Source organism: Pseudomonas saliphila (assembly GCF_008638345.1).
GTDB lineage: Bacteria > Pseudomonadota > Gammaproteobacteria > Pseudomonadales > Pseudomonadaceae > Halopseudomonas > Halopseudomonas saliphila.
Genome location: NZ_VTVA01000003.1, coordinates 228630 through 253897 on the forward strand (window position 1 = coordinate 228630; position 25268 = coordinate 253897).

21 protein-coding genes are annotated in these 25268 nt (G+C 59.5%); 5 read left to right on the plus strand and 16 right to left on the minus strand.

The window, feature by feature from the left end:
* Nucleotides 1-5: 5 nt before the first annotated feature.
* Entirely contained in the window at nt 6-218 is a 213-nt protein-coding gene (locus tag FHK95_RS04990) for a hypothetical protein (protein ID WP_150303507.1), read from the minus strand.
* A gap of 436 nt (nt 219-654) precedes the next feature.
* Here FHK95_RS04990 and algB point away from each other — a divergent pair, with 436 nt between their 5' ends.
* Nucleotides 655-2001, plus strand: coding sequence for a sigma-54-dependent response regulator transcription factor AlgB (gene algB / locus FHK95_RS04995; RefSeq protein ID WP_150303508.1), 1347 nt, complete (start codon nt 655-657; stop codon nt 1999-2001).
* On the plus strand, nt 1998-3770 hold the full coding sequence (locus FHK95_RS05000; RefSeq protein WP_150303509.1) for an ATP-binding protein: 1773 nt from the start codon (nt 1998-2000) through the stop codon (nt 3768-3770). The genes algB and FHK95_RS05000 overlap by 4 nt, the downstream gene beginning before the upstream one ends.
* An 18-nt stretch (nt 3771-3788) precedes the next feature.
* On the opposite strand, the gene FHK95_RS05005 is transcribed toward FHK95_RS05000, so the two are convergent.
* Both FHK95_RS05005 and FHK95_RS05010 read right to left on the minus strand, forming a co-directional pair.
* Nucleotides 3789-4706: an AEC family transporter gene (locus FHK95_RS05005; protein WP_150303610.1), complete on the minus strand. Its 918-nt coding sequence runs from the start codon at nt 4704-4706 to the stop codon at nt 3789-3791.
* 7 nt (nt 4707-4713) lie between these two features.
* Nucleotides 4714-5367, minus strand: a complete 654-nt coding sequence (locus FHK95_RS05010) for a thiopurine S-methyltransferase (protein WP_150303510.1) — start codon at nt 5365-5367, stop codon at nt 4714-4716.
* A 199-nt stretch (nt 5368-5566) separates the two neighbouring features.
* Here FHK95_RS05010 and FHK95_RS05015 point away from each other — a divergent pair, with 199 nt between their 5' ends.
* Nucleotides 5567-7312, plus strand: coding sequence for a potassium/proton antiporter (locus FHK95_RS05015; protein ID WP_150303511.1), 1746 nt, complete (start codon nt 5567-5569; stop codon nt 7310-7312).
* A 17-nt stretch (nt 7313-7329) separates the two neighbouring features.
* Here the strand turns inward: FHK95_RS05015 and FHK95_RS05020 are convergent, their stop codons facing one another.
* The 5 genes from FHK95_RS05020 to FHK95_RS05040 form a co-directional block, all read right to left on the minus strand.
* Nucleotides 7330-9528 (minus strand): xanthine dehydrogenase family protein molybdopterin-binding subunit, encoded by a 2199-nt coding sequence (locus FHK95_RS05020; protein WP_150303512.1) that lies wholly within the window; start codon nt 9526-9528, stop codon nt 7330-7332.
* Entirely contained in the window at nt 9525-10511 is a 987-nt protein-coding gene (locus FHK95_RS05025) for an FAD binding domain-containing protein (protein WP_150303513.1), read from the minus strand. Before FHK95_RS05025 ends, FHK95_RS05020 begins: the two co-directional genes overlap by 4 nt.
* Nucleotides 10508-11077: a (2Fe-2S)-binding protein gene (locus FHK95_RS05030; RefSeq protein WP_150303514.1), complete on the minus strand. Its 570-nt coding sequence runs from the start codon at nt 11075-11077 to the stop codon at nt 10508-10510. The genes FHK95_RS05025 and FHK95_RS05030 overlap by 4 nt, the downstream gene beginning before the upstream one ends.
* A 76-nt stretch (nt 11078-11153) precedes the next feature.
* Nucleotides 11154-11822: a nucleotidyltransferase family protein gene (locus FHK95_RS05035; protein ID WP_150303515.1), complete on the minus strand. Its 669-nt coding sequence runs from the start codon at nt 11820-11822 to the stop codon at nt 11154-11156.
* Complete coding sequence (locus FHK95_RS05040) at nt 11815-12771, minus strand: XdhC family protein (protein WP_150303516.1); 957 nt, start codon at nt 12769-12771, stop codon at nt 11815-11817. Before FHK95_RS05040 ends, FHK95_RS05035 begins: the two co-directional genes overlap by 8 nt.
* 357 nt (nt 12772-13128) lie before the next feature.
* Here FHK95_RS05040 and FHK95_RS05045 point away from each other — a divergent pair, with 357 nt between their 5' ends.
* Nucleotides 13129-15513: a heavy metal translocating P-type ATPase gene (locus tag FHK95_RS05045; RefSeq protein WP_150303517.1), complete on the plus strand. Its 2385-nt coding sequence runs from the start codon at nt 13129-13131 to the stop codon at nt 15511-15513.
* Nucleotides 15510-15917: a Cu(I)-responsive transcriptional regulator gene (gene cueR, locus FHK95_RS05050; RefSeq protein ID WP_150303518.1), complete on the plus strand. Its 408-nt coding sequence runs from the start codon at nt 15510-15512 to the stop codon at nt 15915-15917. The genes FHK95_RS05045 and cueR overlap by 4 nt, the downstream gene beginning before the upstream one ends.
* Before the next feature lie 152 nt (nt 15918-16069).
* Here the strand turns inward: cueR and flgL are convergent, their stop codons facing one another.
* From flgL to flgE, 8 genes are all read right to left on the minus strand, one after another.
* The gene (gene flgL / locus FHK95_RS05055; protein ID WP_150303519.1) at nt 16070-17329 is read right to left on the minus strand and encodes a flagellar hook-associated protein FlgL; all 1260 of its coding nucleotides are present in this window, start codon (nt 17327-17329) and stop codon (nt 16070-16072) included.
* A 13-nt stretch (nt 17330-17342) separates the two neighbouring features.
* Complete coding sequence (gene flgK / locus FHK95_RS05060; protein ID WP_150303520.1) at nt 17343-19259, minus strand: flagellar hook-associated protein FlgK; 1917 nt, start codon at nt 19257-19259, stop codon at nt 17343-17345.
* 3 nt (nt 19260-19262) lie between these two features.
* On the minus strand, nt 19263-20339 hold the full coding sequence (flgJ, locus tag FHK95_RS05065) for a flagellar assembly peptidoglycan hydrolase FlgJ (RefSeq protein ID WP_150303521.1): 1077 nt from the start codon (nt 20337-20339) through the stop codon (nt 19263-19265).
* A gap of 12 nt (nt 20340-20351) precedes the next feature.
* Nucleotides 20352-21455, minus strand: a complete 1104-nt coding sequence (locus tag FHK95_RS05070; RefSeq protein ID WP_178114717.1) for a flagellar basal body P-ring protein FlgI — start codon at nt 21453-21455, stop codon at nt 20352-20354.
* A gap of 7 nt (nt 21456-21462) precedes the next feature.
* A complete protein-coding gene (gene flgH, locus FHK95_RS05075; RefSeq protein ID WP_150303523.1) occupies nt 21463-22140 on the minus strand; it encodes a flagellar basal body L-ring protein FlgH in 678 nt (225 codons plus the stop codon).
* Nucleotides 22141-22156: 16 nt separating this feature from the next.
* Nucleotides 22157-22942 (minus strand): flagellar basal-body rod protein FlgG, encoded by a 786-nt coding sequence (flgG, locus tag FHK95_RS05080; protein ID WP_150303524.1) that lies wholly within the window; start codon nt 22940-22942, stop codon nt 22157-22159.
* Nucleotides 22943-22992: 50 nt separating this feature from the next.
* Nucleotides 22993-23733, minus strand: a complete 741-nt coding sequence (flgF, locus tag FHK95_RS05085) for a flagellar basal-body rod protein FlgF (protein ID WP_150303525.1) — start codon at nt 23731-23733, stop codon at nt 22993-22995.
* Nucleotides 23734-23951: 218 nt separating this feature from the next.
* Nucleotides 23952-25250 (minus strand): flagellar hook protein FlgE, encoded by a 1299-nt coding sequence (flgE, locus tag FHK95_RS05090; protein WP_150303526.1) that lies wholly within the window; start codon nt 25248-25250, stop codon nt 23952-23954.
* Between the last annotated feature and the right edge of the window lie 18 nt (nt 25251-25268).

Sequence of the window (25268 nt, forward strand, 5' to 3'; positions counted from 1 at the left end):
ACGGCTCAGAATACCCAGCGCGGACCGTCTGTCTGCTCGGTTATGTTTGATGCGGTCGACGCAGTCCCGGGGCGCGAGTAAACGATCTGCTGGGACAGCGTGGATACGTGTGGCTCTTGTATGCTTGCGTTGCTTTCAGCTCCCACCACCAGCAGCAAAGCGGCGCTCACAGCAAGACTTTTGCCCAGCAACAACATTCCCCAATATCTCGGTTTCATCCTGAATCTCCTTCTGTCTGGCCGCATTGCAGCCTGACCATGCCAAATTCGTTGTAGAGCGAATCATTGATACGCTCAGCTCGATCATCCGCTACGCCTTGCCCTGTGGCTGGCGTTCTGACAGATATACAAAGCGATGTAACAAGCGGGTTTCTTCACGCCTTATCTGATGTAACATCCTCCGTCTGTCGCCCAGTCGTGTCCTGGTTTGCTGCGTCTTGCAACGTGTCGGACGGCGACCTCCGGATTAAGATGTAGAGTGATACTGGCAATTCGCGTGCCACCCGCGTAACTGTTTTTAATCTATATAAATCAAACAGTTAAGATATTGGGTGGTATAAGGCCAGCATGCAGCTTGCATGATCCGACCTCTGTCATCATGCAAACTGCATGATGACCTTTGGACCGCCGTGGATAGCCGGCCTGAACAGGAACAATGGAGACGATGGAACAAAAAAGCGGACGCATTCTTCTCGTAGATGACGAAGCAGCGATCCTTCGCACCTTTCGTTACTGCCTGGAAGATGAAGGCTACCAGGTCATTACTGCCAGCAGCGCAGCCCAGGCTGAAGCAGTCATTCAGCAGCAAGTGTTTGACCTCTGTTTTCTCGACTTGCGGCTAGGCGAGGATAACGGCCTGGACGTCCTTGCCCATATGCGTATCCAGGCACCCTGGATGCGCGTGGTAATTGTCACCGCACATTCGGCTGTCGATTCCGCTGTCAACGCCATGCATGCCGGCGCCACCGACTATCTGGTCAAACCATGCAGTCCTGATCAGTTACGTCTGGCTGCCGCCAAACAGCTCGAAGTGCGACAGCTGGCCGCCCGTCTCGAAGCCCTGGAAGGCGAGGTGCGCAAACAAAGCGACAGCGTGACATCCCGCTGCCCGTCGATGATGAGCATCATCCAGACCGCCCGCCAGGTCGCCACGACCGACGCCAACATTCTCATTCTTGGCGAATCAGGCACCGGCAAGGGCGAGCTCGCGAGATTGATTCACGGCTGGAGCAAGCGTGCCGCCAAGCCCTTTGTGACCATCAATTGTCCATCGCTGACCGGCGATCTGATGGAAAGTGAGCTATTCGGCCACAGCCGTGGTGCCTTCACCGGCGCCAACGAGAGTACGCTTGGGCGCGTCAATCAGGCCGATGGCGGGACTCTGTTTCTTGACGAAGTGGGTGATTTCCCGCTGGCGGTTCAGCCGAAGCTGTTGCGTTTTATTCAGGACAAGGAATATGAGCGTATCGGTGATCCGGTCACCCGTCATGCCAATGTGCGGCTGTTAGCGGCGACCAATCTGGATCTCGCGGAAATGGTTCAGAATGGGCAGTTCCGCGAGGACCTCTATTATCGATTGAACGTCATCACCATCACTCTCCCGCCGCTGCGCGAGCGTCCCGAAGACATTCTTGAGCTGGCTGACCGTTTCATGGCGCATTTTGTGCGGGAATACGTTCGGCCTGCGAAAAACTTCAGTGAAGCTGCACGGCAGGCGCTGATGGCCTACCAATGGCCGGGCAACATCCGTGAGCTGCGCAACGTCATTGAGCGCGCAACCATCATCTGCAGCGAAGATATCGTGGAGGTGAGCCATCTCGGGCTGGCCGAGATGGCCATCAGCAGCGCCCCGCGCATCGGTGCCGAGATGAGTCTGGTCGAACTTGAGCGCGCGCACATTGCTGCGGTACTGGCTAATAGCTCAACCCTCGAACAGGCAGCAAAAACCCTGGGAATCGACGCCTCGACGCTTTACCGCAAGCGAAAGCAACTGGATCTATGAATCTGCGCAACCGCCTTTTCCTCAGCACCAGCGCGCTATTGACCGTTGCCCTGCTGGGTCTGCTGCTGGGTATTTTCGGGGTCATCCAGCTGACCAAGGCCCAGACGCAGGCGATGACTCGAAACATCGGGTTCATCGAGGCGACCATGAACATGCATCAGCAGGTCGGCAATCAGACAGTACTCATGGTGTCTGGCGACGCTGACCCGGAAGCTATCCGGGCCGCCGATGAGGCCTTTCGGGACTCGCTGGACCGTGCACGACGCAGTGCAATGGACGAGGCCGACCGGATCGAGGTCGAGGAAATCGCGCTCAGTTACGAAGACTTCAGCGAGCTGATGGACCGTCCTGTCACTGCCCGCCATACCCTCCTTTCCACCGACGCCTTCAGTCAGGCACTGGATCTGCTCCGTCAACGTATCAACCGTGTCCAGGCGCATTATCTATCTGATATCGAACGCGCCGAAACCCGGTCACGTGAGCGGGCCTGGCTGATGGCGTCGCTGCTTGGGCTGATTGGTTTTGCCGTGCTGCTGATCGGTTTTATCACAGCGCACAGTATTGCCCAGCGATTCGGTCGCCCCATCGAGGCACTTGCCCAGGCGGCGGATCAGATTGGGCGGGGTGACTTCAAGGTCGTGCTGCCGCTCTCCCCGATCGCTGAGCTGTCTGCCCTGAGTCGCCGTTTCGGCAGCATGGCCGAGGCGCTTCGCGAGTTCAAACACAGCGATTTCGAGGCGCTGCAAGCCGAACAACGCCGCTTACGTGCGGTGCTCGACAGTATCAACGATGGGCTGCTGATCATCGGCCGTGATGGCCGCGTAGAGCACTTTAATCCAGTCGCCCAGCGCCAGCTGGACTGGGACGGTGAGCACATCGGTTTGACGTTGGGCGAAGCCTTGAACAAACCTGAGCTGGATGAGCAGCTCAACCAGGTACTCAATGCTGGACTGCTTGATCACGCCATCGAAGATCTGTGCATTGAGGCCAATGGTGAAACACGTCTGCTGGCATACAGCCTGGCCCCCTTCGGGCAACAGCATGGACAGATTCAGGGCGCAGTGATGGTGATGCGCGACGTCACCGAACAGCGCGCCTTCGAGCGCGTGCGTAGCGAGTTTGTCCTGCGTGCCTCGCACGAATTGCGCACCCCTGTCACCGGCATGCACATGGCCTTCTCCTTGCTGCAGGAACAGCTCAAGGATGTCGGGCCGCGCCAGCTCGAACTGGTGCAAACAGTCGATCAGGAGATGCGACGACTGGTCAAGCTGATCAACGATCTACTGAATTTCTCGCGCTACCAGAATGGCGTTCAAAAAATCGAGCTGCACCCCTGCGATGTCTTCGAATTGCTCGAACACACGCGCCAGCGCAACGCCACCCAGGTCCAGGAACATGACGTCGAGCTTCAGGTGGACATCCCCGAGCCCCTGCCGCATGTCCCCATGGACCGCCTGCAGATCGAACGGGTACTCGACAATCTGATCGGTAACGCGCTCCGACACAGCAAGACCTGCGGTTGCATTACCCTACAGGCGTGGCGCCAGGGCGAACGGGTTATTATCAGCGTGAAAGACGATGGCGAGGGCATCCCCTACAGCCAGCAGGCCCGTGTGTTTGAGCCCTTCGTGCAGGTGGGACGCAAAAAAGGCGGCGCAGGCCTGGGACTGGCGCTGTGCAAGGAGATCGTGCAGCTGCACGGCGGCCATATCGGTGTGCATTCGCGGCCAGAACAGGGTGCACAGTTCTATCTCGCGTTGCCGCTCTGAGCGATTTCATACGTCGCGCTAAAGCAGCCAGGACACCATTAGCGGGATATACACTAACGCGAACAGGGTGCTGAGCAATGCGGTCCCCGCTACCTGCTGCGGGGCTATGTCCAATAACGTGGCGATCACCACCGTGTTGGCCGCAATCGGTGTAAAGGAGATGAGCAATACTGCCTGATACACAGCGGTACTGTAGATCTGCAGGAACTGACTATCGACCCACCAGAAACACAGCGCCAGAGCCGGCCAGGCAATGAACTTGCCGAAAAACGCCAGCGCGGTGAACCGCAGATTACCCGCGAGCCCTTGAAAGCTGAGAATGCTCATGCCGATGATCATCATGCCGAACACGCTGTAGGCGCCGCGCAGGTTATCAAACAACGGTACGAAGGTCGCCGGGATGTCGATCTGGTTCAGGTTGAGCAGTACGGCGAGAAAGAACGCGTAGAGCGAGGGCAGCCTGGAAACCTTGATCAGGCAGTCGCGCACTCCGAAACGGCCGCGCGCTGCGAGATAAAAGCCCACCGAACTTTCATAGAGAGTGGTACCCAGCATGCATACGACATACAACCCCAGCCCTTGCTCACCAAACAGCAACAGCGCTGCCGGCACGCCGAAGTAGCCGGTATTACCGGTTCCCACCGAGAGCGGAATCAGACTGGCGCTGCCATCGCTGAGTACGCGGCGGGCGATGATCAGGTGACCTATGCCGATGATCGAACAGAAGCCGAGCACCAGAAACGGCAGCAGCACCACCTCGATACTGAGCGGCGCGCTCATCACGCCGGAAAACACCACCGACGGCGTGACGATGTACAGCATGATGCCTGCAATGTGCCGGCCGCTGGCCTGAAGATAGCGCCCCGCGATCCACCCCAGGGCAACCGTCACGTAAAGCGGTAGCAGTTTGTAGAACAATCCCAGCACCGCAGTCAGCATGGGGTCAGTCCTTGCTGATCAGATAAACGCGTTCATTTAATCGCGTCATGCCCTGCTGCTTGAACACCTGGTGTGCCTCCAGTACGGACTGATCGTCCAGTACCTTGATATCGCAGCCGTCGAACAGCCGCCGAACTTCGTTGTCGGATACGGCGAAGGGCGGGCCGGCACGCTCGTGCTGCGGGTAATCCAGCGTGACCAGCAACATTTTCCAGCCTGCAGGAAGAATCCGCCGCATATGCTCGACATAATCAGCGCGCATCGGCTCGGGCAGCGCGATCAGGGCAGCGCGGTCATAAATCCCAGCAACTGCTTGGACCTGGGACTCCGACAACGCGAAGTAATCGCCACAATAGAAAGAATAAGGACCTGCCTGTGCTTCGCTGAAAGGACCGCTTCTCTGCCATTGCAGGCTGATTCCCGCTTCGTCGGCAAAGGCCTCCAATGCACTGCGCGCCAGCTCCACTCCAATGACCTGATGTCCACGCTCAGCGAGCCAGATCATATCCAGACTCTTGCCACACAGTGGAACCCAGACAGTCGTACCGGCAGGCAGCTCGAGGGACGGCCACCAGCGGCTGAGCAACGGATTGGTATCCGCCTTGTGAAACCCTGTCTCGCCTCGCTCCCAGCGCTCGTGCCAAAAATCCGCTTCCATCAGCTCTGCTCCTCTTTGGTGACCAATAATGGCGGTAGCGCTCAACGAAGATTCAACCAAACCATGTTCGGATGTTCCTGAGCTACACCGTGCAATGCGCTGACTATACAACAGATTTTTTTCGCGGGTTGGACCCTACCGGCGAACCACGGGGGTATAGTGATTCGCGCAAACCACGACAGTGACGGACCTCCGCCTGATGGATTACATCAACACCCTCTTCATGATCGGCGCGCTGCTGATTGGCGCCAGTATTCTGGCCAGCTCCTTGTCGTCCCGCCTGGGAATCCCATTGCTGCTGATCTTCCTGATCATTGGCATGCTCGCCGGCGTCGACGGCCCGGGCGGTATCGTCTTTGACAATATAGACACTGCGTTTCTGATCGGTAGTCTAGCGTTGGCAATCATTCTGCTCGACGGTGGTATGCGCACCCGGGTGGAGAACTTCCGCGTCGGCTTGTGGCCGGCGATATCGCTGGCCAGTCTCGGCGTTCTGATCAGCGCGGCGCTGACCGGCGCGCTCACCGCATGGCTGCTGGATCTGCACTGGCTGCAGGGTTTGCTGCTCGGCGCGATTGTCGGGTCCACCGACGCCGCTGCGGTGTTCTCGCTGCTGCAGGGCAAGGGGCTCAACCTCAAGCAGCGGGTCGGCGCGACGCTGGAAATCGAGTCCGGCTCCAACGATCCCATGGCGATTTTCCTGACCATCACCCTGGTCGAGATGCTGCGCACGGGCCAGGAGTCATTCGACTGGTCATTCGCCCTGCTACTGGTTCAGCAATTTGGCATCGGCGGCATATGCGGGTTAATTGGCGGGGTGCTGCTGGCCTGGCTGGTTAACAAGGTCAAGCTGGCGACCGGGCTCTATCCGCTGCTGATCACCAGCGGCGCGATACTGGTGTTTGCTGCAACCAACCATGTCGGCGGCAGCGGGTTTCTGGCGATTTATCTCACCGGCGTAGTGCTGGGCAACCGGCGCGTGCGCAATCTACAAAACATTCTGCATGTACAGGATGGTATGGCGTGGCTGAGTCAGATCGGCATGTTCCTGATGCTGGGATTGCTCGTTACGCCAAGCGACATGTTGCCGATCGTCTGGCCCGCCGTGTTCATCGCCATGTTTCTGATTCTGGTCGCGAGACCCGTTGCAGTACTGGTCTGCCTGTCACCCTTCAGTTTTTCCTGGCGCGAGCGGCTGTTCATATGCTGGGTGGGATTGCGCGGCGCGGTGCCAATCATCCTGGCGATTTTTCCACTGCTCGCGGGCCTGGAACAGGCGCAACTGCTGTTCAATCTGGCGTTTGTGGTGGTGCTGGTCTCCTTGCTGCTGCAGGGCTCCACGTTGCCCATCGCCGCGCGCCTGTGTCGGGTAGAAATCCCGCCGGAACCGGAGCCATTGCAGCGCACCAGCCTCGACCTTGCGGTCGAAAACAACTATGAATTGCTCATCTACCAGCTGGATAACGCCAACTGGTGCGTCAACATCCCCCTGCGCGCACTGAACATGCCCAAGGACACGCGCATCGCCGCGCTGTTTCGCGGGCGTCATTTGCTGCACCCCACCGGCAGTACCCGTTTGGCGTTGAATGATGTGCTCTGTGTGATTGGCCGGTCGCGGGACCTTCCTGCCCTGTCCAAACTGTTCAGTCAGACGCGTACGCCAAGCTATCTCGAAAATCGGCAGTTTTTCGGCGACTTCATTCTTGAGGGTGAGGCTCGGCTGGGCGATGTGGGCGCTTTTTACGGCTTCAAGGTCGACCCAGATGTCGCCGAGGCAACCCTTGCCACCTTCTTCAGCAAACAGCTGGGCGGGCACCCGGTGATCGGCGACAGCGTTGAATGGCAGGGCCACACCTGGGTCGTCGCCGCGGTGGAGAAGGACCGGATCCTCAAGATCGGCCTCAAGCTGCGCGATGGCGTGGGCAAGCCACCGCTTGGGTTCTAGCTTAGGGAGGCACGGCTCTACAGCAACTTGTCCAGCGTGATCGGCAGCCCCCTCACCCGTTTGCCGGTCGCATGGTAGATGGCGTTGGCGACGGCGGCTGCGACACCCACAATGCCGATCTCACCCACGCCCTTGGAGCCGAGCTGATTGACCACATCGTCATGTTCCTCGACGAATAACACGTCTATCGCGCCAATATCGGCGTTTACCGGAATGTGGTACTCGGACAGATTGTGGTTCATGAAGCGCCCCAGGTTATGGTCCATCTGGGTTTCCTCATGCAGGGCCATGCCAATACCCCACACCACCCCGCCGACGATCTGGTTGCCCGCAGTTTTCGGGTTGACGACGCGCCCGGCGGCAATGGCACTGACCGCACGGCTGACCTTGACGGTGCCCAACGCCTCATCAACTTGCACCTCGATAAAGACTGCAGAGTGCGTGGCGGTCGCATAGTTATCACGCTCCTTACCCGGCTCTACGCTTACCTCTACCTCCTGTTCCCCCGCCGCGGCGATAATCTGCGCAAGCTCGACCGACTGTTGTGTATCCGCTGTCAGCGTCATGCTGCCGTCAGCAAAAGTAATATCGTCGAGTCTGGCACCGGCGAACGCCGAAACCGGCATCTGCTGTACCGCGTCCAGTAGCTTCTGCCGCAGGCCGGCACAGGCCTGCTGCACGGCACTGCCAACGGATGACACCGTGGCCGAACCGCCTTCCAGCGGCGCCGTGGACAGGCTGGAATCGCCCAGTTGGAAATCCACCCGATTCATAGGTAACCCCAGCGCCGACGCCGCGATCTGGGTCATGACTGTATAGGTCCCCGTGCCAATATCAGCTGTCGCGCTGCTGACCACCAACTTGCCGTCCGCCCCCAGACGCGCCTTGGCGCTGGCGGGCATCTGCAGAGCCTCCCATACGCCGGTCGCCATCCCCCAGCCAATCAGTTGATTGCCCTCGCGCATGCTGCGTGGTTCAGGCGACCGGCGTGACCAGCCGAAACGCTCCGCGCCCTGCTGATAGCATTCGCGCAGTGCCTTGCTCGAGTAGGGTTTGTCCTGATTCTGGTTGCGCTCGGAGTAGTTGAGCAGCCTCAGTTTCAGCGGATCAACGTTGGCCGCATAGGCCAGTTCATCCATCGCGCATTCCAGCGCATAGACGCCGATTGCAGCACCTGGGGCGCGCATATCCAGCGGCGTGTAGACATCAAGCGGAACAAGCTGATAGTCGAGTTTTACGTTCGGGCAGTCATAAAGCATGCCCGTCCATTCCACCTCATGTTCGGTAAAGTCCTCGAAGGTGGAGGTCTGCCCGATTGCCTGATGGGTCAGTGCCTGCAACCGGCCAGTGTTATCCGCACCGACGCTCAGCCGCTGAATACTGCGCGGTCGATAGCCGAAGGTGAACATCTGCTGACGCTTGAGCGCAACCCGTACGGAACGCTTCAATTTCAGCGCCGCCATGGCCGCCAGCACGAGCTGGTATTGAGGACGTAGACCGGAGCCAAAGGCGCCACCGGTAAAGGGCGCTAGCACACGGATCTTGCCTTCCATGCCAAACACGCCCTCCAGATAACGCATGCAATTCTGCACACCCTGAGTCTTGTCATGGATTTCCAGTTGCCCGCCCGCCAGGTAATGAACGGTCGAGGCATGCGGCTCCATTGGGTTGTGGTGTTCGACCGGCGTGCTGTATTCGACATCCAGTCTGATATCCGCCTCGCTTAACGCCTGGGCCGCATCGCCGCGGGGCGGCGGTAGATCCACCTCTGCCTGGTGCGCGGAATCCAGACGCGCGCGCAGATCGGTGTGGTGCGGCTCACTGGCATATTCGATTTTCACCAGACTGCCCGCATACCGCGCCAGCTCGAGGTTATCGGCCACCACCAACGCGACCGGCTGGCCGCTGTAGAGGATCCTGTCGTTATACAGCGGACGAAACGGTGAGCCATCCCCCGCGTCATCATCCTCATAGGGCTCGTCATAACTGGCCACCGGTGGGCGGTTCTGATGCGTCAGCACCAGTTCCACACCGGGCACCGCTTCAGCGGCGCTGGCATCGATACGGATGATTCGCCCCCTGGCAATGCTGCTGTTCACCACACTGCCGTACAACAGACCCGCCTCGGGGAATTCGGCGGCATAACGTGCCTGACCAGTGACTTTCAGCGGACCGTCGACCCGGTCCAACGGCTGTCCTACCGGTGACTGACTCATGCAGCGGTCCCCTCTGTGGCCTCGGTCAGGGCACGAACAATGGCCCTTTGTGATAGTTCTATCTTGAAGGCATTGTGTTCAAAGCCGCTCGCACCCTGAAGGATGCGCTGTGCAGCCTGCTCGAATGCCGATTGCTCGGCAGGCTCGCCCACCAGTGCGTCTTCAGCTTCAGTACAACGCCAGGGCTTGTGTGCCACGCCACCGAGGGCAATTCGTGCCGAACGGATGATGCCGCCGTCGATCTCCAGAGCAGCTGCGACCGACACCAGCGCAAAGGCATAGGAGGCGCGGTCACGCAATTTGAGATAAGCGCTGTGTTCAGCGTAACCCGCAGCAGGCAGTTCAATCGCCGTGATCAGTTCGCCATCGGCCAGCGTGTTGTCACGCTCTGGCTGATCTCCGGGCAATCGGTGGAAATCCCGGAAGTCCACACGGCGCTCGCCCTGCGGACCAGTGACCAGAACCACGGCATCAAGCGCAGCCAGCGCGACGCACATGTCCGATGGATGCACGGCAATGCATTGCTCGCTGTGGCCAAGAATCGCGTGAATCCTGTTCAGACCGTCCCGGGCCGGACAGCCGCTCCCCCGCTCGCGCTTGTTGCAGGGCACGGTGCTGTCGTAGAAATAATAGCAACGGGTCCGCTGTAGCAGATTGCCGCCAGTGCTGGCCATGTTGCGCAGCTGGGGTGAGGCGCCAGCCAGTATCGCTTTAGCCAACAAGGGATAGCGCCGCTCGATCAACGCGTGCCAGGCGAGGTCGGCGTTACTCACCAGCGCGCCGATCCGGACACCGCCCTCGGGCGTTTCCTCGATTGATTTCAGCGGCAGCTGAGTGATATCGATCAGCTGCTCTGGTCGCTCTACGTTTTCCTTCATCAGATCCAGCAGGTTGGTGCCGCCAGCGATATAGCGACTCTGCGGGCCGAACAGGCTGATGGCTTCCTCTATGCGGGTGGGCCGCGCGTAGCTGAACGGATTCATGGTTTCACCTCCCGCACCCCATCATGCCCGCCCGATGGCGCACCCGACTCGAAGACCCCGACCCGATTGCGCGTTTCCGGCATGGCCGCCTCGATCGCTGCCAGTATGTTGGGGTAGGCCCCACAGCGGCACAGGTTGCCGCTCATCTGCTCGCGGATTTCATCAGCACTCTGCGCCCTGCCCTCTGCCACCATTCCGACCGCCGAACATATCTGCCCCGGCGTGCAATACCCACACTGAAAGGCATCGTGGGTGACAAAGGCAGCCTGCATCGGATGCAACGCCTCGTCACTGGCCAGGCCTTCGATAGTGGTCAGCTCGGCATCCTCATGCATGATCGCCAGGGTCAGGCAGGCGTTGATGCGCTTGCCATTGAGCAGCACGGTGCAGGCACCACACTGACCATGGTCACAGCCTTTTTTGGTACCGGTCAGATCGAGCTGTTCGCGCAGCAGATCAAGCAGGGTGGTCCAGGGATATACATCCAGCGCGCGGCTTTCGCCGTTGAGCATGATGGTCATGGAACAGGTGGCGATGCCACCCGTGTTCGCAGAGGGGTCAGTCATGGCAGCCTCACAGCATATTGTTGGAGTCCGCTATCCGTGCGTTGTGCAGCCCGGGACCAGCCCCGGGTTGCTTGTTTTATTGGGGTTTCAGTGAAGTACGACCCCTGGATAAAGCGGATCGTTCAGGCGTGGTCGAATCACAACGGTGTGGGAGCACATCGTCTGGCCTGTCGATATCCAGCAACACACCCGGATCATCGACCGGCAACTCAACGACATCGCTTTGCGCGAACAACTGCTGCGCGCCATGATCGCCCGTCAGCCCGAGCAGTGCGTCCCGATGCTCGCGACCGATGCCGCGAGGGTGTCCACGCTGGCCCCGATACACCGGGACGATCAAGCTATCCGGGCGAATCGCCTCAGCAATACGCTGCACCGAATCGGGCCTGACATAGGGCATATCGCCGAGGGCCACCAGCCAGCCGCGGCGCGCCGGGAAGCGGGCTACGGCCTGGGCCAGACTGTGACCCAGGCCATCGCTGCGTACCGGGTACACCTCGACATTCACCTGCGAGCTCATGCGATCAAGCCAGGCAATCAGCTCGCGATTGTCCTGCCGCACGACCACAACCAGCCGCTCTGTTGCCCCTTGCAAAGCCCGAAGCGTGGACAGAAGGACCGGTTCTGATTCGCCTTGCTGCGCACTCGGTGCCAGCAGCTTGTCGACGTCAAACCGCTCGCGAAAGCGCCGGCCCTGTCCCGCTGCCAGCACAATGGCGCAGACGTCTGAGCTGCAATCAGTCACCGAACCGCTCCCCAACGCCGTTGCGTATTGCGACGATTTCGGCCATGAGCGACAGTGCTATTTCCGCCGGCGTGCGGCTGCCGATGGCTAATCCAACCGGCCCGTGCAGCCGCTTCACCGCCGTCTCGGCGAGACCCAACGACACCAGGCGCGTCCTGCGTTTGTCATTATTGATTCGCGAGCCCAGCGCACCCACGTAAAAGGCGTCGGATTCCAGCGCCTTGAGCAGTGCCAGATCGTCGAGCACCGGATCATGCGTCAGCGCGACGACCGCCGTGTGTGCATCCGGCTCGATGGTCACCACCGCATCATCCGGCATATTGGCGACGAAACGGATCCCCAGCGCTGGCCAGTCATATTGATAGCCTTCACGCGGATCACAGACCAGCACCTCAAAACCCAGCCCAACCGCCAGCTCTGCGGCGTAGCGTGATAACTGGCCAGCACCGATCAGCAATAGCCGCCAGGCCGGCCCGAACGGCGCGCGAAGCCTCTCGCCATCGAACTGAAGGACATCATGTTGACCCGCCAGGAGTAAAGTAGTCACGCCGCTTGCCAGCTCAACGTCACGCACCACACGCTGATGCGCGGCGCAGCGCTGGAGCAATTCATCAAGCCAGCCGGAATCACTCAGCGGCTCGCGTAGCAGACGCAGAGTGCCGCCGCAGGGTAAGCCGAAGCGCGCGGATTCTTCCTTGCTGACGCCATAGGTGATGATCTGACAATGTTGCTGCGGGTCGTGATTGGGCGGATTGGCCAACAGATCATCCTCAATGCAGCCGCCGGATACCGAGCCCTCTACCCTGCCATCTTCCCGCAAGGCCAGTAGCGAACCGACCGGGCGTGGCGCACTGCCCCAGGTCTCGATCACCGTATAAAGCACTACGTTATGGCCGCCGCGCAGCCATTCTCTCGCTCGGCGCAGGACGCCCAGATCTACCGTATCCATCCCGCTCCTCTTTTTTGCATGGCCAGGCGCGAAGCTGAGATGTGAGTCACGACTGGCCACCGGGCTTGCTTACACCGCCCTCGATGGACTGTCGTGTTCCACCTCGACAAAGAAGTCTGCGGCAACTCCGCCGGCCGGGATGGAACCCGGCCCTCCATCACACGCCGTATCATGGAATGTCGAGTTCCACCTCGACGAACCGATCCTCCCATTTCGCCGCTGCCAGCCAACTGCCTGTGTGTTGCTTGTGACCGGCCGCCGATGGCGTAAGTTCGCGCGCCGCTCAAGCGACCTGCCTATTGACCTTGACATCATGTCAAGCCTCATGGTGTCGTAACGAGCAACGAGGAACCGAACATGACCACCCTTACCCTTCATATAAACGGCATGACCTGCGCCAGTTGCGTGCGCCGCATCGAGCAGGTGCTGGACAAGGCGACGGGCATCAGCTCTGCCGAAGTCAATCTGGCATCGGAGACCGCACGCCTTGAGGTTGAGGATCCGAAGCAACTTGCACCCGCCTGTGAGGCGCTTGATAAGGCGGGTTATGGCGTGACAACCGAACAGCGCCAGCTCAGCATTTCCGAGATGACCTGCGCCAGCTGCGTCAGTCGGGTCGAAAAAGCGCTGCTCGGCGTTCCCGGCGTGCTGGGTGCACAGGTCAATCTGGCCAGTGAGCAGGCGCGCGTCACCCTGCTGCCGAGTACCGATGATGCGGCCGTGCTTGCTGCATTGGACAAGGCCGGCTATCCCGGCAAGTGGCTGGATGAAGGTCAGTCGGAAGACCCAGAACAGCAGACAGCCAAGCTGCGGCACCAGCGCTGGCACCTGATCGCCGCCGCGCTACTCAGCGCCCCGCTCGCCCTGGGTATGGTGCCGGAACTCTTCGGCCGGCATGACCTGATGGTCCCGCCCATGATCCAGCTGCTGCTGGCGTCCATCGTGCAGTTTGGCTTTGGCGCGCATTTCTATCGCGGTGCCTGGCACGCTCTGCGCAACTTCACCGGGAACATGGATCTGCTGGTTGCCATGGGCACGTCCGCCGGCTGGGCACTGAGCACATGGCATGTCATCAGCACCCCCGCCGGGCAGATGCCCGTGCTCTATTACGAAGCGTCAGCGGTCATCGTCACCTTCGTGTTGCTTGGCAAGTATCTGGAGAGTCGGGCCAAAGGCCAGACGCTTGAAGCCATCCGCGCGCTCACTGCCCTGCGCCCTGACACCGCGCGACTACGAACCCCCGAGGGGGATCGCATGGTGCCGCTTGATCAGATCAAACCCACTGACCTGATTGTGGTGCAACCGGGTGAACGTATTCCGGTGGACGGACTGGTGCGCGAAGGCGGCAGCCACGTCGATGAATCCATGCTCACCGGCGAAAGCCTGCCAGTCAGTCGCCAACCCGGCGAACTGGTCAGCACCGGTGCGATGAATCTGGACGGGGTCCTGATACTGGAAACCACCGCTGTCGGCCACGACACCATGCTGTCACGCATTGTGCGGCTGGTAGAAAGTGCGCAGGCCTCCAAGGCGCCAATTCAGCGACTGGTAGACCGCGTCAGCGCGGTGTTCGTCCCCATCGTAGTGGTGATTGCGCTGCTGGCCTGGGGCATTGGCAGTATCTGGTTCGGTGCGGAACAGGCCCTGCTCAACGCCATCGCTGTACTGGTAATCGCCTGCCCTTGCGCCCTCGGACTGGCGACGCCGACTGCGATCATGGTCGGCACCGGTATTGCTGCCCGCCACGGCATCCTGATTCGCGATGCTCAGGCGCTTGAGCTGGCGCACCGGGTCGATACCGTAGTCTTCGACAAGACCGGCACGCTTACTGAAGGCAAGCCGGAGCTCAAGGCGTTCGAAACCGGCGATACCCCCTATACACAGGCGCTGGCCTGGGCCGCGTCGATCCAGAAACACGCCGAGCATCCACTGGCTACAGCCTTGCTCGATCATGCCGCCGAACGGGATGTCAAAGCAGAACCTGCCCAGGATTTCCGCGTGCACGCAGGCCGCGGCGCCAGCGGTATTGTCGAGGGGCACAAGGCCTGGCTCGGCAACGCCTTGCTGATGCGCGAACAAGGCATCGATCTGTCCGCCTGGGAGCAGACAATCAGCCAGCACGAAGCCGAGGGTCAGACTATCTCCTGGCTGGGAATCGATGATGGTCAGCCCAGAGTGGTCGCGCTCATGGCGTTTGCTGATACTCTCAAGGCCGCCTCCAGAAACACTATCGATCAACTGTCTGCGGCGGGTATCGAAAGCTGGTTGATCAGCGGCGACAGCCAGGCAGCCGCCGGCGCCGTGGGTCGCGAGCTGGGCATCAGCCACGTCGAGGCGCAGGTTTTACCCGCTGACAAAACCAAACATGTTGAAGCACTGCGCGCCAAGGGTCGAGTAGTTGCCATGATCGGCGACGGCATCAATGATGCTCCCGCGCTCGCCGCTGCGGACGTCGGTATGGCCATGTCGACCGGTACCGATGTTGCCATGCACAGTGCCGGCATCACGCTGATGCGCGGCGACCCGCAGCTGGTCCCCGCCGCGCTGGATATTTCCCGGCACACCTGGCACAAGATTCGTCAGAACCTGTTCTGGGCCTTCGTCTATAACAGCGTGGGCATACCGCTCGCGGCAGTTGGACTGCTGAATCCGATGCTCGCCGGCGCCATGATGGCCGCCAGTAGCGTCAGCGTGGTCGCCAACGCGCTGTTACTCAAACGCTGGAAACCGGAGATCGTATGAACATCAGCGAGGCCGCAAAGGCCAGCGGTCTGACCCCGAGGATGATCCGCCACTACGAAAGCATCGACCTGCTGCCCTCCGCTGAGCGCAGCGCGGCAGGTTATCGGCGGTATAACAACCAGGATCTGCACACGCTGCGCTTCATTCACCGGGCGCGCACCCTGGGGTTCAGCATCGAGCAGATCAGCCAGCTCCTGGCGCTCTGGCAGAACCGCGAACGCAGCAGCGCCGAGGTAAAATCGCTGGTTAAGGATCACTTGTTGGAGCTTGAGGAAAAAATCGCCGGCTTGCAGGCCATGCATGACTCCTTGGCCCATCTCGCAGACTGCTGCCGCGGAGACGCCCGGCCCGAATGTCCGATTCTGGATAATCTGGCCGAGAATGGAGGCGATACGAAACATTGAAGGGAAATACAGAGACCCGCCTCCGCCCGGATCTCGGTGCGTCACCCTGGGGGGTGTAGCGCGCCTCTGCGCTACCCCAAAGCCCTGCGTCACACCGAGCCAGCCGTGGAGTCCGACGCGACCCGAGCCACTCACTAACCCCCAGGGAACTATTAGCGCAGCAGATTGAACAAACTCATCCCACTAATCTTGACGAAACTCTGCTGCGCTGCCTGCAACACCACCGATTCCAGGCTCAGCCGACTCAGCGCTTCGGCATAGTCTAAATCCTCGATACCGGACTTGACCGTGGTGTTGATCAACTCCGCTTCAGCATGCTCGTTCTGGGTGGACTCGATAACATTCATCCGCGCGCCGATCGAGGTTTGCACGCCGAGGACCTTGTTCATGGCGTTGTCGAGGTTTTGCAAGCTGACCGATAACGCTTCGCTGCGCACGCGTTTGTCATCCGTGCTGTCGCCGCCGCTTTCCAGCGTCTCGCGTAACAGCGAGATGGTGTCGAGAACGCCGCGCTTTTCCTGGTTTTCGATGGTGAAGGTGTCACTTGTGTCGAGCGCTCCATCGAGTGTTATGGATACGCCGTGTATAGAGGCGCTATATGAACCATCCTCGTTCAGAGTAAGAACATATGCAGGTCTCGGTTCATCCCCGGACTCGGAGTCCAGCTGCAATTGCAGGTCGCCTTCAGCGTCCCGCTGAAAGCCATCGTCACTGGTACTGTCCAGGACGAAACTCAACTTTTCCTCACTACCACTAAGAAAACGCTCATTGAAGAGTGTTTCATCAACGATCTCTCCCAACGAAATCCGGGCAGCAGCTGAACTAGATTGGGTATCCACACGACTGACATTGGAAATATCTGTGAAAAGATCCTTTCCATTATCATTAATCGCAACGGACTTCGAACCAGCGATCTGAATAAAACGCTGCCCCTCATCGCCTTGATAGGTATAGCTACCATCAGCCTCTTTCACGAAAGGCGGCTCGTCACTTTTGTAGCCGCCAAACAAATACTCACCTCGGGCATTCTTTGAGTTCATCAGCCCGAACAGTTCTTCTTCCCGCTCAGCCAGCTCCTGCGCCAGTGCCTCCCGCCCGCCTTTATCAAGGGCGCCGTTACCGGCCTCAAGCGTGATCTCCCGCACGCGCTGCAGGATATTATTGACCGAATTCAGGGTCGCCTCTTCCTGCATCAGGCTGTTATTAGCCGCGGTCAGGTTTCCCTTGTATTGCTCAAGCTTGCCTGCCTGCTGATCCAACTGCAGCAGGCGCACGCTGCCGACCGGGTCGTCCGCGGGCGTCATGATGCGCTTGCCAGAGCTGATCTGTTCCTGAGTGCGCGTCACGTTGCTGTAGTTGTTCTGCATGCCCTGCACGCCGTTATTGAATGCCTGTATTGTCGAAATACGCATGGCCGTTTCCCTGTCAGCGGATGCTGCTGATCAATGTATCGAATATTGAACGTGCGATCTGAATAACCTGCGCCGAGGCGTTGTAATACTGCTCGAACTTCATCAGGTTGGCTGCTTCTTCATCCAGATTCACCGCCGACACCGAGTCGCGATTATTGGTCGCCTGCTTGAGCACAGCACCGCTGGCTTCGCTCTCGGAGCGCGCTTGGGCGGTCTGGGTGCCAACGTGCTGAATCAGGGTTCCGTAACCGTCCGCAAAAGAGAAACCTTTCTTGTTTGCCTCGCTTTTCCCCATCACCGCATCGGTTTGCAGATTGGAGAGTTGGAGTGCGTTGCGATTATCAGAAGTGCCAGTATTGAAGCTGATTTCGAACTTGTCGCCCGGCGCTGGCTGACCAGATAGTTTCAAGGCGAAACTATAGCCGCCCACAGCCACCGCAACCTCCCCGGTGTCCGAAACCGTAGCGGCTACACCGTCCAGGGTATATCCAGTTTCAGTGCGCTCCAGCGTTAACGGCAGGTCCCCCTTTAACGCATCGGCGTCTAGCGTTTGGCCCGTTGCCAGGAGAAGCTCCGCGCTGCCGGTACCCCGGTTATTCAGGTCCTTCTGCACCGAAACAGGCGCAGCAAACGCGAGTTCCTGCGGGCTTTTCATCTGGACATTTATCGCACCCGCACCCGACCGGGTCGGCATAACAAGGAATCGATCGCCCTCGGCATTCGCCGCAGAAGTCCCAATCGAGAAGCCATCGTACTGCGGCGGGCTTGTGCCTTCAGCAGGCTCAATGATCTTGCCATCCGATACCCGTCTGACCGTGAAGTCGGTACTGCTGGTAAACAGTACTTCGTAGTCAGAAGTGCTCAGTTCTGAGGTGTCGTCTATCGAGACGCTCAGCGAGCTTTCTGTTTCACCAATGGCCACGCTGCGCTCTTCCATTTGCTGCGTGGTGTTTATGTCTACAAAGAGTTTTGATCCGGCCTCTCCATTCAGATCCAACCCCTGCGCGAGCTGCTGGTTGAACTCACTGGCCATCGACAGCGCCAGCCGCCCTACCGAGTTCAACGCATTGTCCAGCTCACCCCGGTAGCGCAGTATTCCGCCGAGCTCGCCGCCACTGATCAGGCCAGTGATATTCTGGCTCGAGTTGCCACTTTTGAGATGAATCTCGACCCGGTTCGGGTCGGTCCGGCCAGGTTCGATGGTCAGGCTGGAAGCGTTATTTCCGACCACCAGCGGCTGACCAGTTCCCACAAACAGGTTGACCGTATTGTCATCCTGCGGCACCACGGTCACGCCGACGTACTCGCTTAACTGACGGATGGCCTCATCCCGCGCATCCAGCAAATCGTTAGGCTGCGCACCCTGGGCTGCGGCCTTGGCAATGGACTCGTTGTAGGACGCGATATTGCTGGCCAGGCGGCTGACCTGATCGGTGACCGTGCCCATCTGCTGGCCAAGAAATTCGTTCTGAACCGTTAGCCGTTCGCCTACCGTGTTGAACTTGCCCGCCAGACCTTCCGCTTCGGCCAGAAACAGTTGCCGTGCCGGGAGACTGGCCGGATCTTCAATAGCCGTTTGCAGCGCGCCGAAATAACTCTGCATGGCGGGATTGATCCCGGTCGCACTGCCGGCGAGCAGGCCGTTCAGCTCTTCAATCTGGCTCTGGAACGCATTGACCTCAGCGTTCATGGACGTGCTGGTGCGCACCTGATTGGTCAGAAACTGGTTATGGATGCGCTGCACATCAACGATGTTGGTGCCGTTGCCGATATATCCCGCACCGGTAAAGCTCGGGTCACGCGCGGCCTGCAGCGCGGTCTGCCGCGTATAGCCGGGGGTGTTGATATTGCTGATGTTCTGCCCGGTGACCGACAGATTGGTCTGCGAAGCCTTGAGCCCGCTGAGGCCGATATTGAACAGGTCTGCCATGACTTATGCCTTATCCTGGTCGAGGACACCGGTGGCAGCGTTAGCCAGGCCGTCGTCATTCAACAGTTTCTGTGCGATCTGAGACACCTTGCGCGCGTACTGCGGATCGGTAGCGTAGCCGGCACGCTGCAGTTCGCGGAAGAACTGATCCGGGTCAGCCGTGTTGCTCAATGCCTCTTTGTAGCGTCCGTTACTCTCGAGAAAACTGACGTAGTCTTCAAAGCTCTGCTCGTAGGAGTCGTAGCTCCGGAAACTGGCACGCTCCTGGCCTTTCACGCCCTCACTGTATTCCGAAGTCACCACGTTAGCGGACTCACCCTGCCAGACCCCGTGAGTCTTGATGCCGAACAGGTTGTGACTGCTGCTGCCGTCGCCCTGGCGAATGACCGACTTGCCCCAACCGGTTTCCAGCGCTGCCTGGGCCACCAGATAATGCGGATCGACACCCAGTCGCGCCGCCGCTTTTTCAGCCATGGGTAGCATTGCAGCGGTGAACTCGGCCGGGTTGTTGAAGCGTGCGGGTGTGCTGCCAGCAGCCTGCTGCGTCAGTGCCTGCATGCTGCCGGGCCCTGTCTTGACGCCGCGGATAGCACGCATGGGCTGCCATTCGTTTGACGGCTCTGTCTTGGCAGCCGCGTCGGGCGGTACTGTTTCTGCGGCAGCGGCGCGGTAGCTGGAAATCGCCAGACGGCGGCGCGTCAGCAGCGCAGACTGATCTGCGCCTTGCGCAGCCTCACCCTCTGCCGGTGCACGCTGGGCCAGAGCCGGCGATTTGTTCGGCGACAATTGCCGCATCATTACATCCGCCAGACCCACGCCCTGCTTCTCGGACAAATGCATGGTCATCTGATTGTCGTACATGCCCTGATAGAACTTGGTTTGTGGTGTATTCAGCGGATTGCCTTCGGCAAAGGCCGCGTTGGCATCGCGCATGCTCTTGACCATCATGTTCATGAACAGCGATTCGAACTGCTTCGCCACGCGCTGCAGATTCTCCGGGCTATCGGCCTTGCTGCCCGCCTTGAGCTGACTCATGGCGTTCAGGTCGGTGTAGCTCATGTTGCTGCTGTTCATGTTCATGGCCGTGCCCCGTCAGATAATCACAAGATCAGCGTTCAGCGCGCCAGCCTGTTTGAGCGCCTCGAGGATCGCCATCAGATCGCCTGGCGCGGCACCCACCTGATTTACCGCTCGCACGATTTCATCCAGCGAAACGCCCGGATCGAAGACGAACATGCGGCTATCACCTTCCTGAATATCAATCTGCGAGCTCGGCGTGATAACGGTCTGCCCGTCATTGAACGGCGCGTTCGGCTGACTCACCTGAGCATTCTCGGTAATGGTCACCGAGAGGCCGCCGTGGGTGACCGCAGCCGGCTGCACCCGCACATCCTGACCGATCACGATGGTGCCGGTGCGAGAGTTGATGATGATCTTGGCGGTCGCATTGCCCTGCTCGACCTGCAGGTTCTCAAGCATCGACAGATAGTCGACCCGCTGATTGGGATCCAGTGGGGCGCGGACGCGGATCGAGCCGCCATTGAGCGCTTGAGCAACGTCCGGGCCGAAGGTTTCGTTAATCCGGTCAACTACCCGCTTGGCAGTGGTGAAGTCCGAGCGATTCAGGTTGAAGGTCAGATGATTGCCGGAGGCAAAGGGGCTGGCGACCGCACGTTCCACCGTCGCGCCGCTGGGGATGCGTCCGACGCTCGGGACGTTAACGGTAATCCGCGAGCCGTCCCGACCTTCAGCACCGAAGCCGCCCACCACCAGATTGCCTTGGGCCACGGCATACACCTGACCGTCTGCACCCTTCAACGGGGTCATCAGCAGGCTGCCACCGCGCAGGCTCTTAGAGTTACCGATCGACGAAACAGTGATATCGATGGTCTGGCCCGGTTGCGCAAAGGCCGGCAGGTCGGCGTGAATCGCCACCGCTGCCACGTTCTTGGTCTGGATGCGGGTGCCCGGCGGCACGGTGATGCCGAACTCGGTCAGCATGTTATTGAAAGTCTGTACGGTAAAGGGCGTCTGGCTGGTCTGATCACCCGAACCGTCCAAGCCCACCACCAGGCCATAGCCGATCAACTGGTTGCTGCGCACGCCGGCAATGCTGGCGATATCCTTGAGCCGCTCGGCATGGGCCAGCGGGCTGAGCAGCAGGACACACAGGCACAACATCAATGTACGCATCATCATGTTCCTAGAAGGGCCACAGTGGGCTGAGGAAGAACTGGCTCAACCAACCTGGCTGGCTGGCGTTGGCAAAGGCGCCGGTACCCGAATAGGTAATCCGCGCATCAGCCACGCGGGTCGAGGGCACGGTGTTGTCAGGACCCACATCATCACTGCGCACCAGTCCGGAAATGCGGATGAGCTCATCGCCGTTGTTCAGGGTGATCCACTTCTCGCCACGCACCTGCATCAGGCCGTTGGGCAGCACTTCGCTGATGGTGACGGTAATCGAGCCGGTCAGGCTGTTTGACTGATTGGCTTGCGCGTCGCCATCATAGGAACGGCTACCGCCCATGCTGACGCCCAGATCAAGGCCCTTGGCGCCGACCACATTGCCCAGCAGCGTCGGATTGAGCAGTTCCGCCGAGCTGTTCTTGCCAATCTCGTTGTCTGCGCTTTTGCGCGCGGCGGTACGCTCTTCCAGCGTAATGGTGATGATGTCCCCGACGCGATGCGCCTTGCGATCGCCGTACAGACTGACTTCGAACCCGGACTGGTAGATGGCGCCGTTATTCAACGCCTGCGGCATCGGCGTGCGCGGCAGTACCGGCGCGTAAGCCGGATCATCGGGCTTGGGCGGCACCTGGACACAAGCGACCAGGCTCGACACAGTCGCAATCAGCAAGACAGAGCGCAGGGCATTCATCAGTCGATTACTCCTGTTACAGATTCTGGCTGATGTACTGGAGCATCTGGTCAGCTGTGGAGATCACCTTGGAATTCATCTCGTAGGCGCGCTGGGTCGTGATCATGTTGACCAGTTCCTCGACGACGCTGACGTTGGAATTCTCCAGAGTGTTCTGCAGCACAGTGCCCAGGCCGTTTTCACCGGGGTTGCCCGCCAGGGGCGCGCCGCTGGCGGCGGTTTCCATATACAGATTACTGCCGATGGCCTGAAGGCCGGCAGGATTGATGAAATCCGCCGTTTGCAGGTTGCCGATTTCCTGCACGCCCGGATCGCCGAACACCGTGATGCTGACGGTGCCGTCTTCACCCACTGTGAATGACTGGACGTTCTCGGGCAGCTGGATGCCTGGCTCGAGCGGATAGCCGTTGGACGTCACCACCTGCCCTTCCGAATCAAGGTGGAAACTGCCGTCACGGGTATAACCCATGTTGCCGTCCGGCATCAGAATCTGGAAGAAACCCTTGCCGTTGATGGCCAGATCAAGCGGCTGCTCGGTCGTCTGCAGCGAGCCCTGGGTGAAGATCTTCTGCGTGCCGACGACCTTGACGCCGGTACCGGTCTGCAGCCCCGAGGGCAGCTGGGTATCCTGGGTGCTCTGCGCGCCGGGCTGACGCTTGACCTGATAGAGCAGATCCTCGAACTCCGGGCGATCACGCTTGAAGCCGGTGGTGCCGACGTTGGCAAGGTTGTTGGAAATGGTGGTAAGCATGGTGTCCTGAGCCGCTAGCCCGGTCTTGCTTGCCCAAAGTGCTGAATGCATGGTGTTCTCCTTGTGCCGATGGCCGGCACAGCCTGATCGTCAAAAAAGCCTTAGCTGATCTGCAAAATCTTGTTGGTGGCCTGAGCATTCTCTTCGGTGGTGCGCATCATTTTGACGTGCAGCTCGAACTGCCGCGCCAGGGACAGCATGGAGGTCATCTCCTCCACTGCATTGACGTTGCTGCCTTCAAGAAACCCGGTGGTGATTTTGATCGCGCCATCAGCCGGCTGCTCGAGTTGGCCCTCGACACGCATCAATCCGTCTTCCCCCTTGCGCATCAGGTTGCCCGGCGGATTCACCAGCTTGATGCGGTCGATTTCCGCCAGCACGTTGGGGGCTTCGCCCTGCGCACGCACGGTGATGGTGCCATCGGTACCGATCTCGACCTTGTCCGCTGGCGGCAAGGCGATCGGGCCGCCATTGCCCAGAACAGGCATGCCGCTTGAGGTGCGCAGGACGCCAAAGGTGTCAATATTCAGGCTGCCGGCGCGGGTATAGGCCTCACCGCCGTCCGGCGCCTGGACCGCGATCCAGCCGTCGCCTTCAATGGCGACGTCCAGCTCGCGGCCGGTTTCCATCAAGGGACCGCCAGACAGGTCGGTGCCGGCTCGTTCAGTCATGGCATAGACGCGGGTCGGGTGGGTTTCGCCGAACACCTGCATCGACCGGGCCTGCTCGAAATCCCGTTGAAAGCCAGGCGTGCTGACATTCGCAAGATTATTGGCATGCGCGCCCTGCGCCAGCATGTTCTGGCTGGCACCGGTCATGGAGATGAATAAGGATTTGTCCATGCTTAACTCCCGTTTCGACCACTGCGACAAGGAATTGCCGCTTTAACGTCTCTAGGAAGTATTAAGCACAGTTCATGCCATATCCTGATCACACTGAATTTACAATAAAATCAATGCGTTATCGTGACAGCGAATAGCAAAACGGCAATAGCTGGCAGATCAATGCCAACTATTGCCGCGGGGATCGCTGCGCCCGAGGGGCTTAGCGTCTATTAACGTTAGCGCAGATTGATGATCGTCTGGGTGACGGCATCTTCGGTCTGAATGGTCTTGGAGTTTGCCTGGTAGTTACGCTGGGCAACGATCAGATTGATCAGTTGCTCTGATAGATCGACGTTGGACTGCTCAAGCGCACCGGATTGCACCCTGCCAAGGGTACCCGAGCCAGGCTTGCCAATGACCGGCTCACCGGAATCGGACGACTGAGCCCAGGCGGTCTTGCCCAGCGGCGACAGGCCCTGCTGATTGGCAAAGGAGGCAAGTGCCAACTGGCCTTGCACCTTGGTCTGACCGTTGGTGTAACGCGCTACCAGCAGACCTTCGTCATTGATTTCCAGGCCGGCAAGATCACCGGTGGTGTAGCCGTCCTGGGAAACGGCGGTGACCGCGAAGTTGGCCGCGTATTGGGTGGAGCCTTTGAGGTTGAGATCAAAGGATACGTTATTCGCCGCGCCAGTAGGCTGGCCATTCTTATCCAAAGGGTTCCAGCCGGTGATCTCCATAGGCTGTGCTGGTAAGTCCAGCTTCCCTGTTGAATCAAATTCTAATTCGATGGGAGTATTCCTAGCAGTGGCTGGCTCCCCGCCAATCATCACATGCATATCCCAGCTATTTCCGCTAGTTTTGACAAAATACTTCGTCATTACATGAGGATTGCCTTGGCTGTCGTAGATGTTAACTGAGGTCGAACTGTTGTACGTTGACGAGTCACCTGGGTCAAACGTATCGATAGCCTCTGCGCGGGCAACAGCGGGATCGGCATTTGTAAAAGCCTCAGTATATGCCGCTGGAGTTAGACTCGTAGAGTTGAGGTTTAACGTTGAGGCTACGGCGGACGTAGCCCGCGGATTAGCCGCCTTCGTATCCACCCGCAAATCCGTCTGCACCCCCTCATTGATGGTGCCAGTCGCCTCGTTGACCCCAAAGCCCTGCAACCGCTCGCCAAAGTTATTGACGATATTCCCGGTAGCGTCAGTCCCGAAATAACCCGCGCGTGTATAGCTCAATGCACCATTGTTGCTGGTGACAAAAAAGCCATTACCGTTGATCGCCAGATCCAGGCTGTTCTCGGTAAAGTTCACCGCGCCCTGATTGAACAGCTGAGCGACGTCGCCGGTGACGACACCGCTGCCTACCGCATTACTACCCGAACCAAGCACCGAGGCGGCGTAGACATCAGCAAATTCGGCGCGCGAGCCCTTGAAACCGACCGTGCCGGCGTTGGCGATGTTGTTACCGGTGATATTCAGTTCGGATGCCGCCGCCCGGATACCACTCAAACCAGTGTTGAAAGACATGTTGTGCTCCTTGTCCTG

Coding starts and splice junctions, on each gene's coding strand:
- flgH (WP_150303523.1), bottom strand. CDS start 22,140: ATGAATGCCCTGCGCTCTGTCTTGCTGATTGCGACTGTGTCGAGCCTG.
- FHK95_RS05070 (WP_178114717.1), bottom strand. CDS start 21,455: ATGATGCGTACATTGATGTTGTGCCTGTGTGTCCTGCTGCTCAGCCCG.
- flgG (WP_150303524.1), bottom strand. CDS start 22,942: ATGCATTCAGCACTTTGGGCAAGCAAGACCGGGCTAGCGGCTCAGGAC.
- flgL (WP_150303519.1), bottom strand. CDS start 17,329: ATGCGTATTTCGACAATACAGGCATTCAATAACGGCGTGCAGGGCATG.
- FHK95_RS05015 (WP_150303511.1), top strand. CDS start 5,567: ATGGATTACATCAACACCCTCTTCATGATCGGCGCGCTGCTGATTGGC.
- FHK95_RS05040 (WP_150303516.1), bottom strand. CDS start 12,771: ATGGATACGGTAGATCTGGGCGTCCTGCGCCGAGCGAGAGAATGGCTG.
- algB (WP_150303508.1), top strand. CDS start 655: ATGGAGACGATGGAACAAAAAAGCGGACGCATTCTTCTCGTAGATGAC.
- flgE (WP_150303526.1), bottom strand. CDS start 25,250: ATGTCTTTCAACACTGGTTTGAGTGGTATCCGGGCGGCGGCATCCGAA.
- FHK95_RS05020 (WP_150303512.1), bottom strand. CDS start 9,528: ATGAGTCAGTCACCGGTAGGACAGCCGTTGGACCGGGTCGACGGTCCG.
- flgK (WP_150303520.1), bottom strand. CDS start 19,259: ATGGCAGACCTGTTCAATATCGGCCTCAGCGGGCTCAAGGCTTCGCAG.
- flgF (WP_150303525.1), bottom strand. CDS start 23,733: ATGGACAAATCCTTATTCATCTCCATGACCGGTGCCAGCCAGAACATG.
- cueR (WP_150303518.1), top strand. CDS start 15,510: ATGAACATCAGCGAGGCCGCAAAGGCCAGCGGTCTGACCCCGAGGATG.
- FHK95_RS05025 (WP_150303513.1), bottom strand. CDS start 10,511: ATGAATCCGTTCAGCTACGCGCGGCCCACCCGCATAGAGGAAGCCATC.
- flgJ (WP_150303521.1), bottom strand. CDS start 20,339: ATGAACATGAACAGCAGCAACATGAGCTACACCGACCTGAACGCCATG.
- FHK95_RS05045 (WP_150303517.1), top strand. CDS start 13,129: ATGACCACCCTTACCCTTCATATAAACGGCATGACCTGCGCCAGTTGC.
- FHK95_RS05030 (WP_150303514.1), bottom strand. CDS start 11,077: ATGACTGACCCCTCTGCGAACACGGGTGGCATCGCCACCTGTTCCATG.
- FHK95_RS05000 (WP_150303509.1), top strand. CDS start 1,998: ATGAATCTGCGCAACCGCCTTTTCCTCAGCACCAGCGCGCTATTGACC.
- FHK95_RS04990 (WP_150303507.1), bottom strand. CDS start 218: ATGAAACCGAGATATTGGGGAATGTTGTTGCTGGGCAAAAGTCTTGCT.
- FHK95_RS05010 (WP_150303510.1), bottom strand. CDS start 5,367: ATGGAAGCGGATTTTTGGCACGAGCGCTGGGAGCGAGGCGAGACAGGG.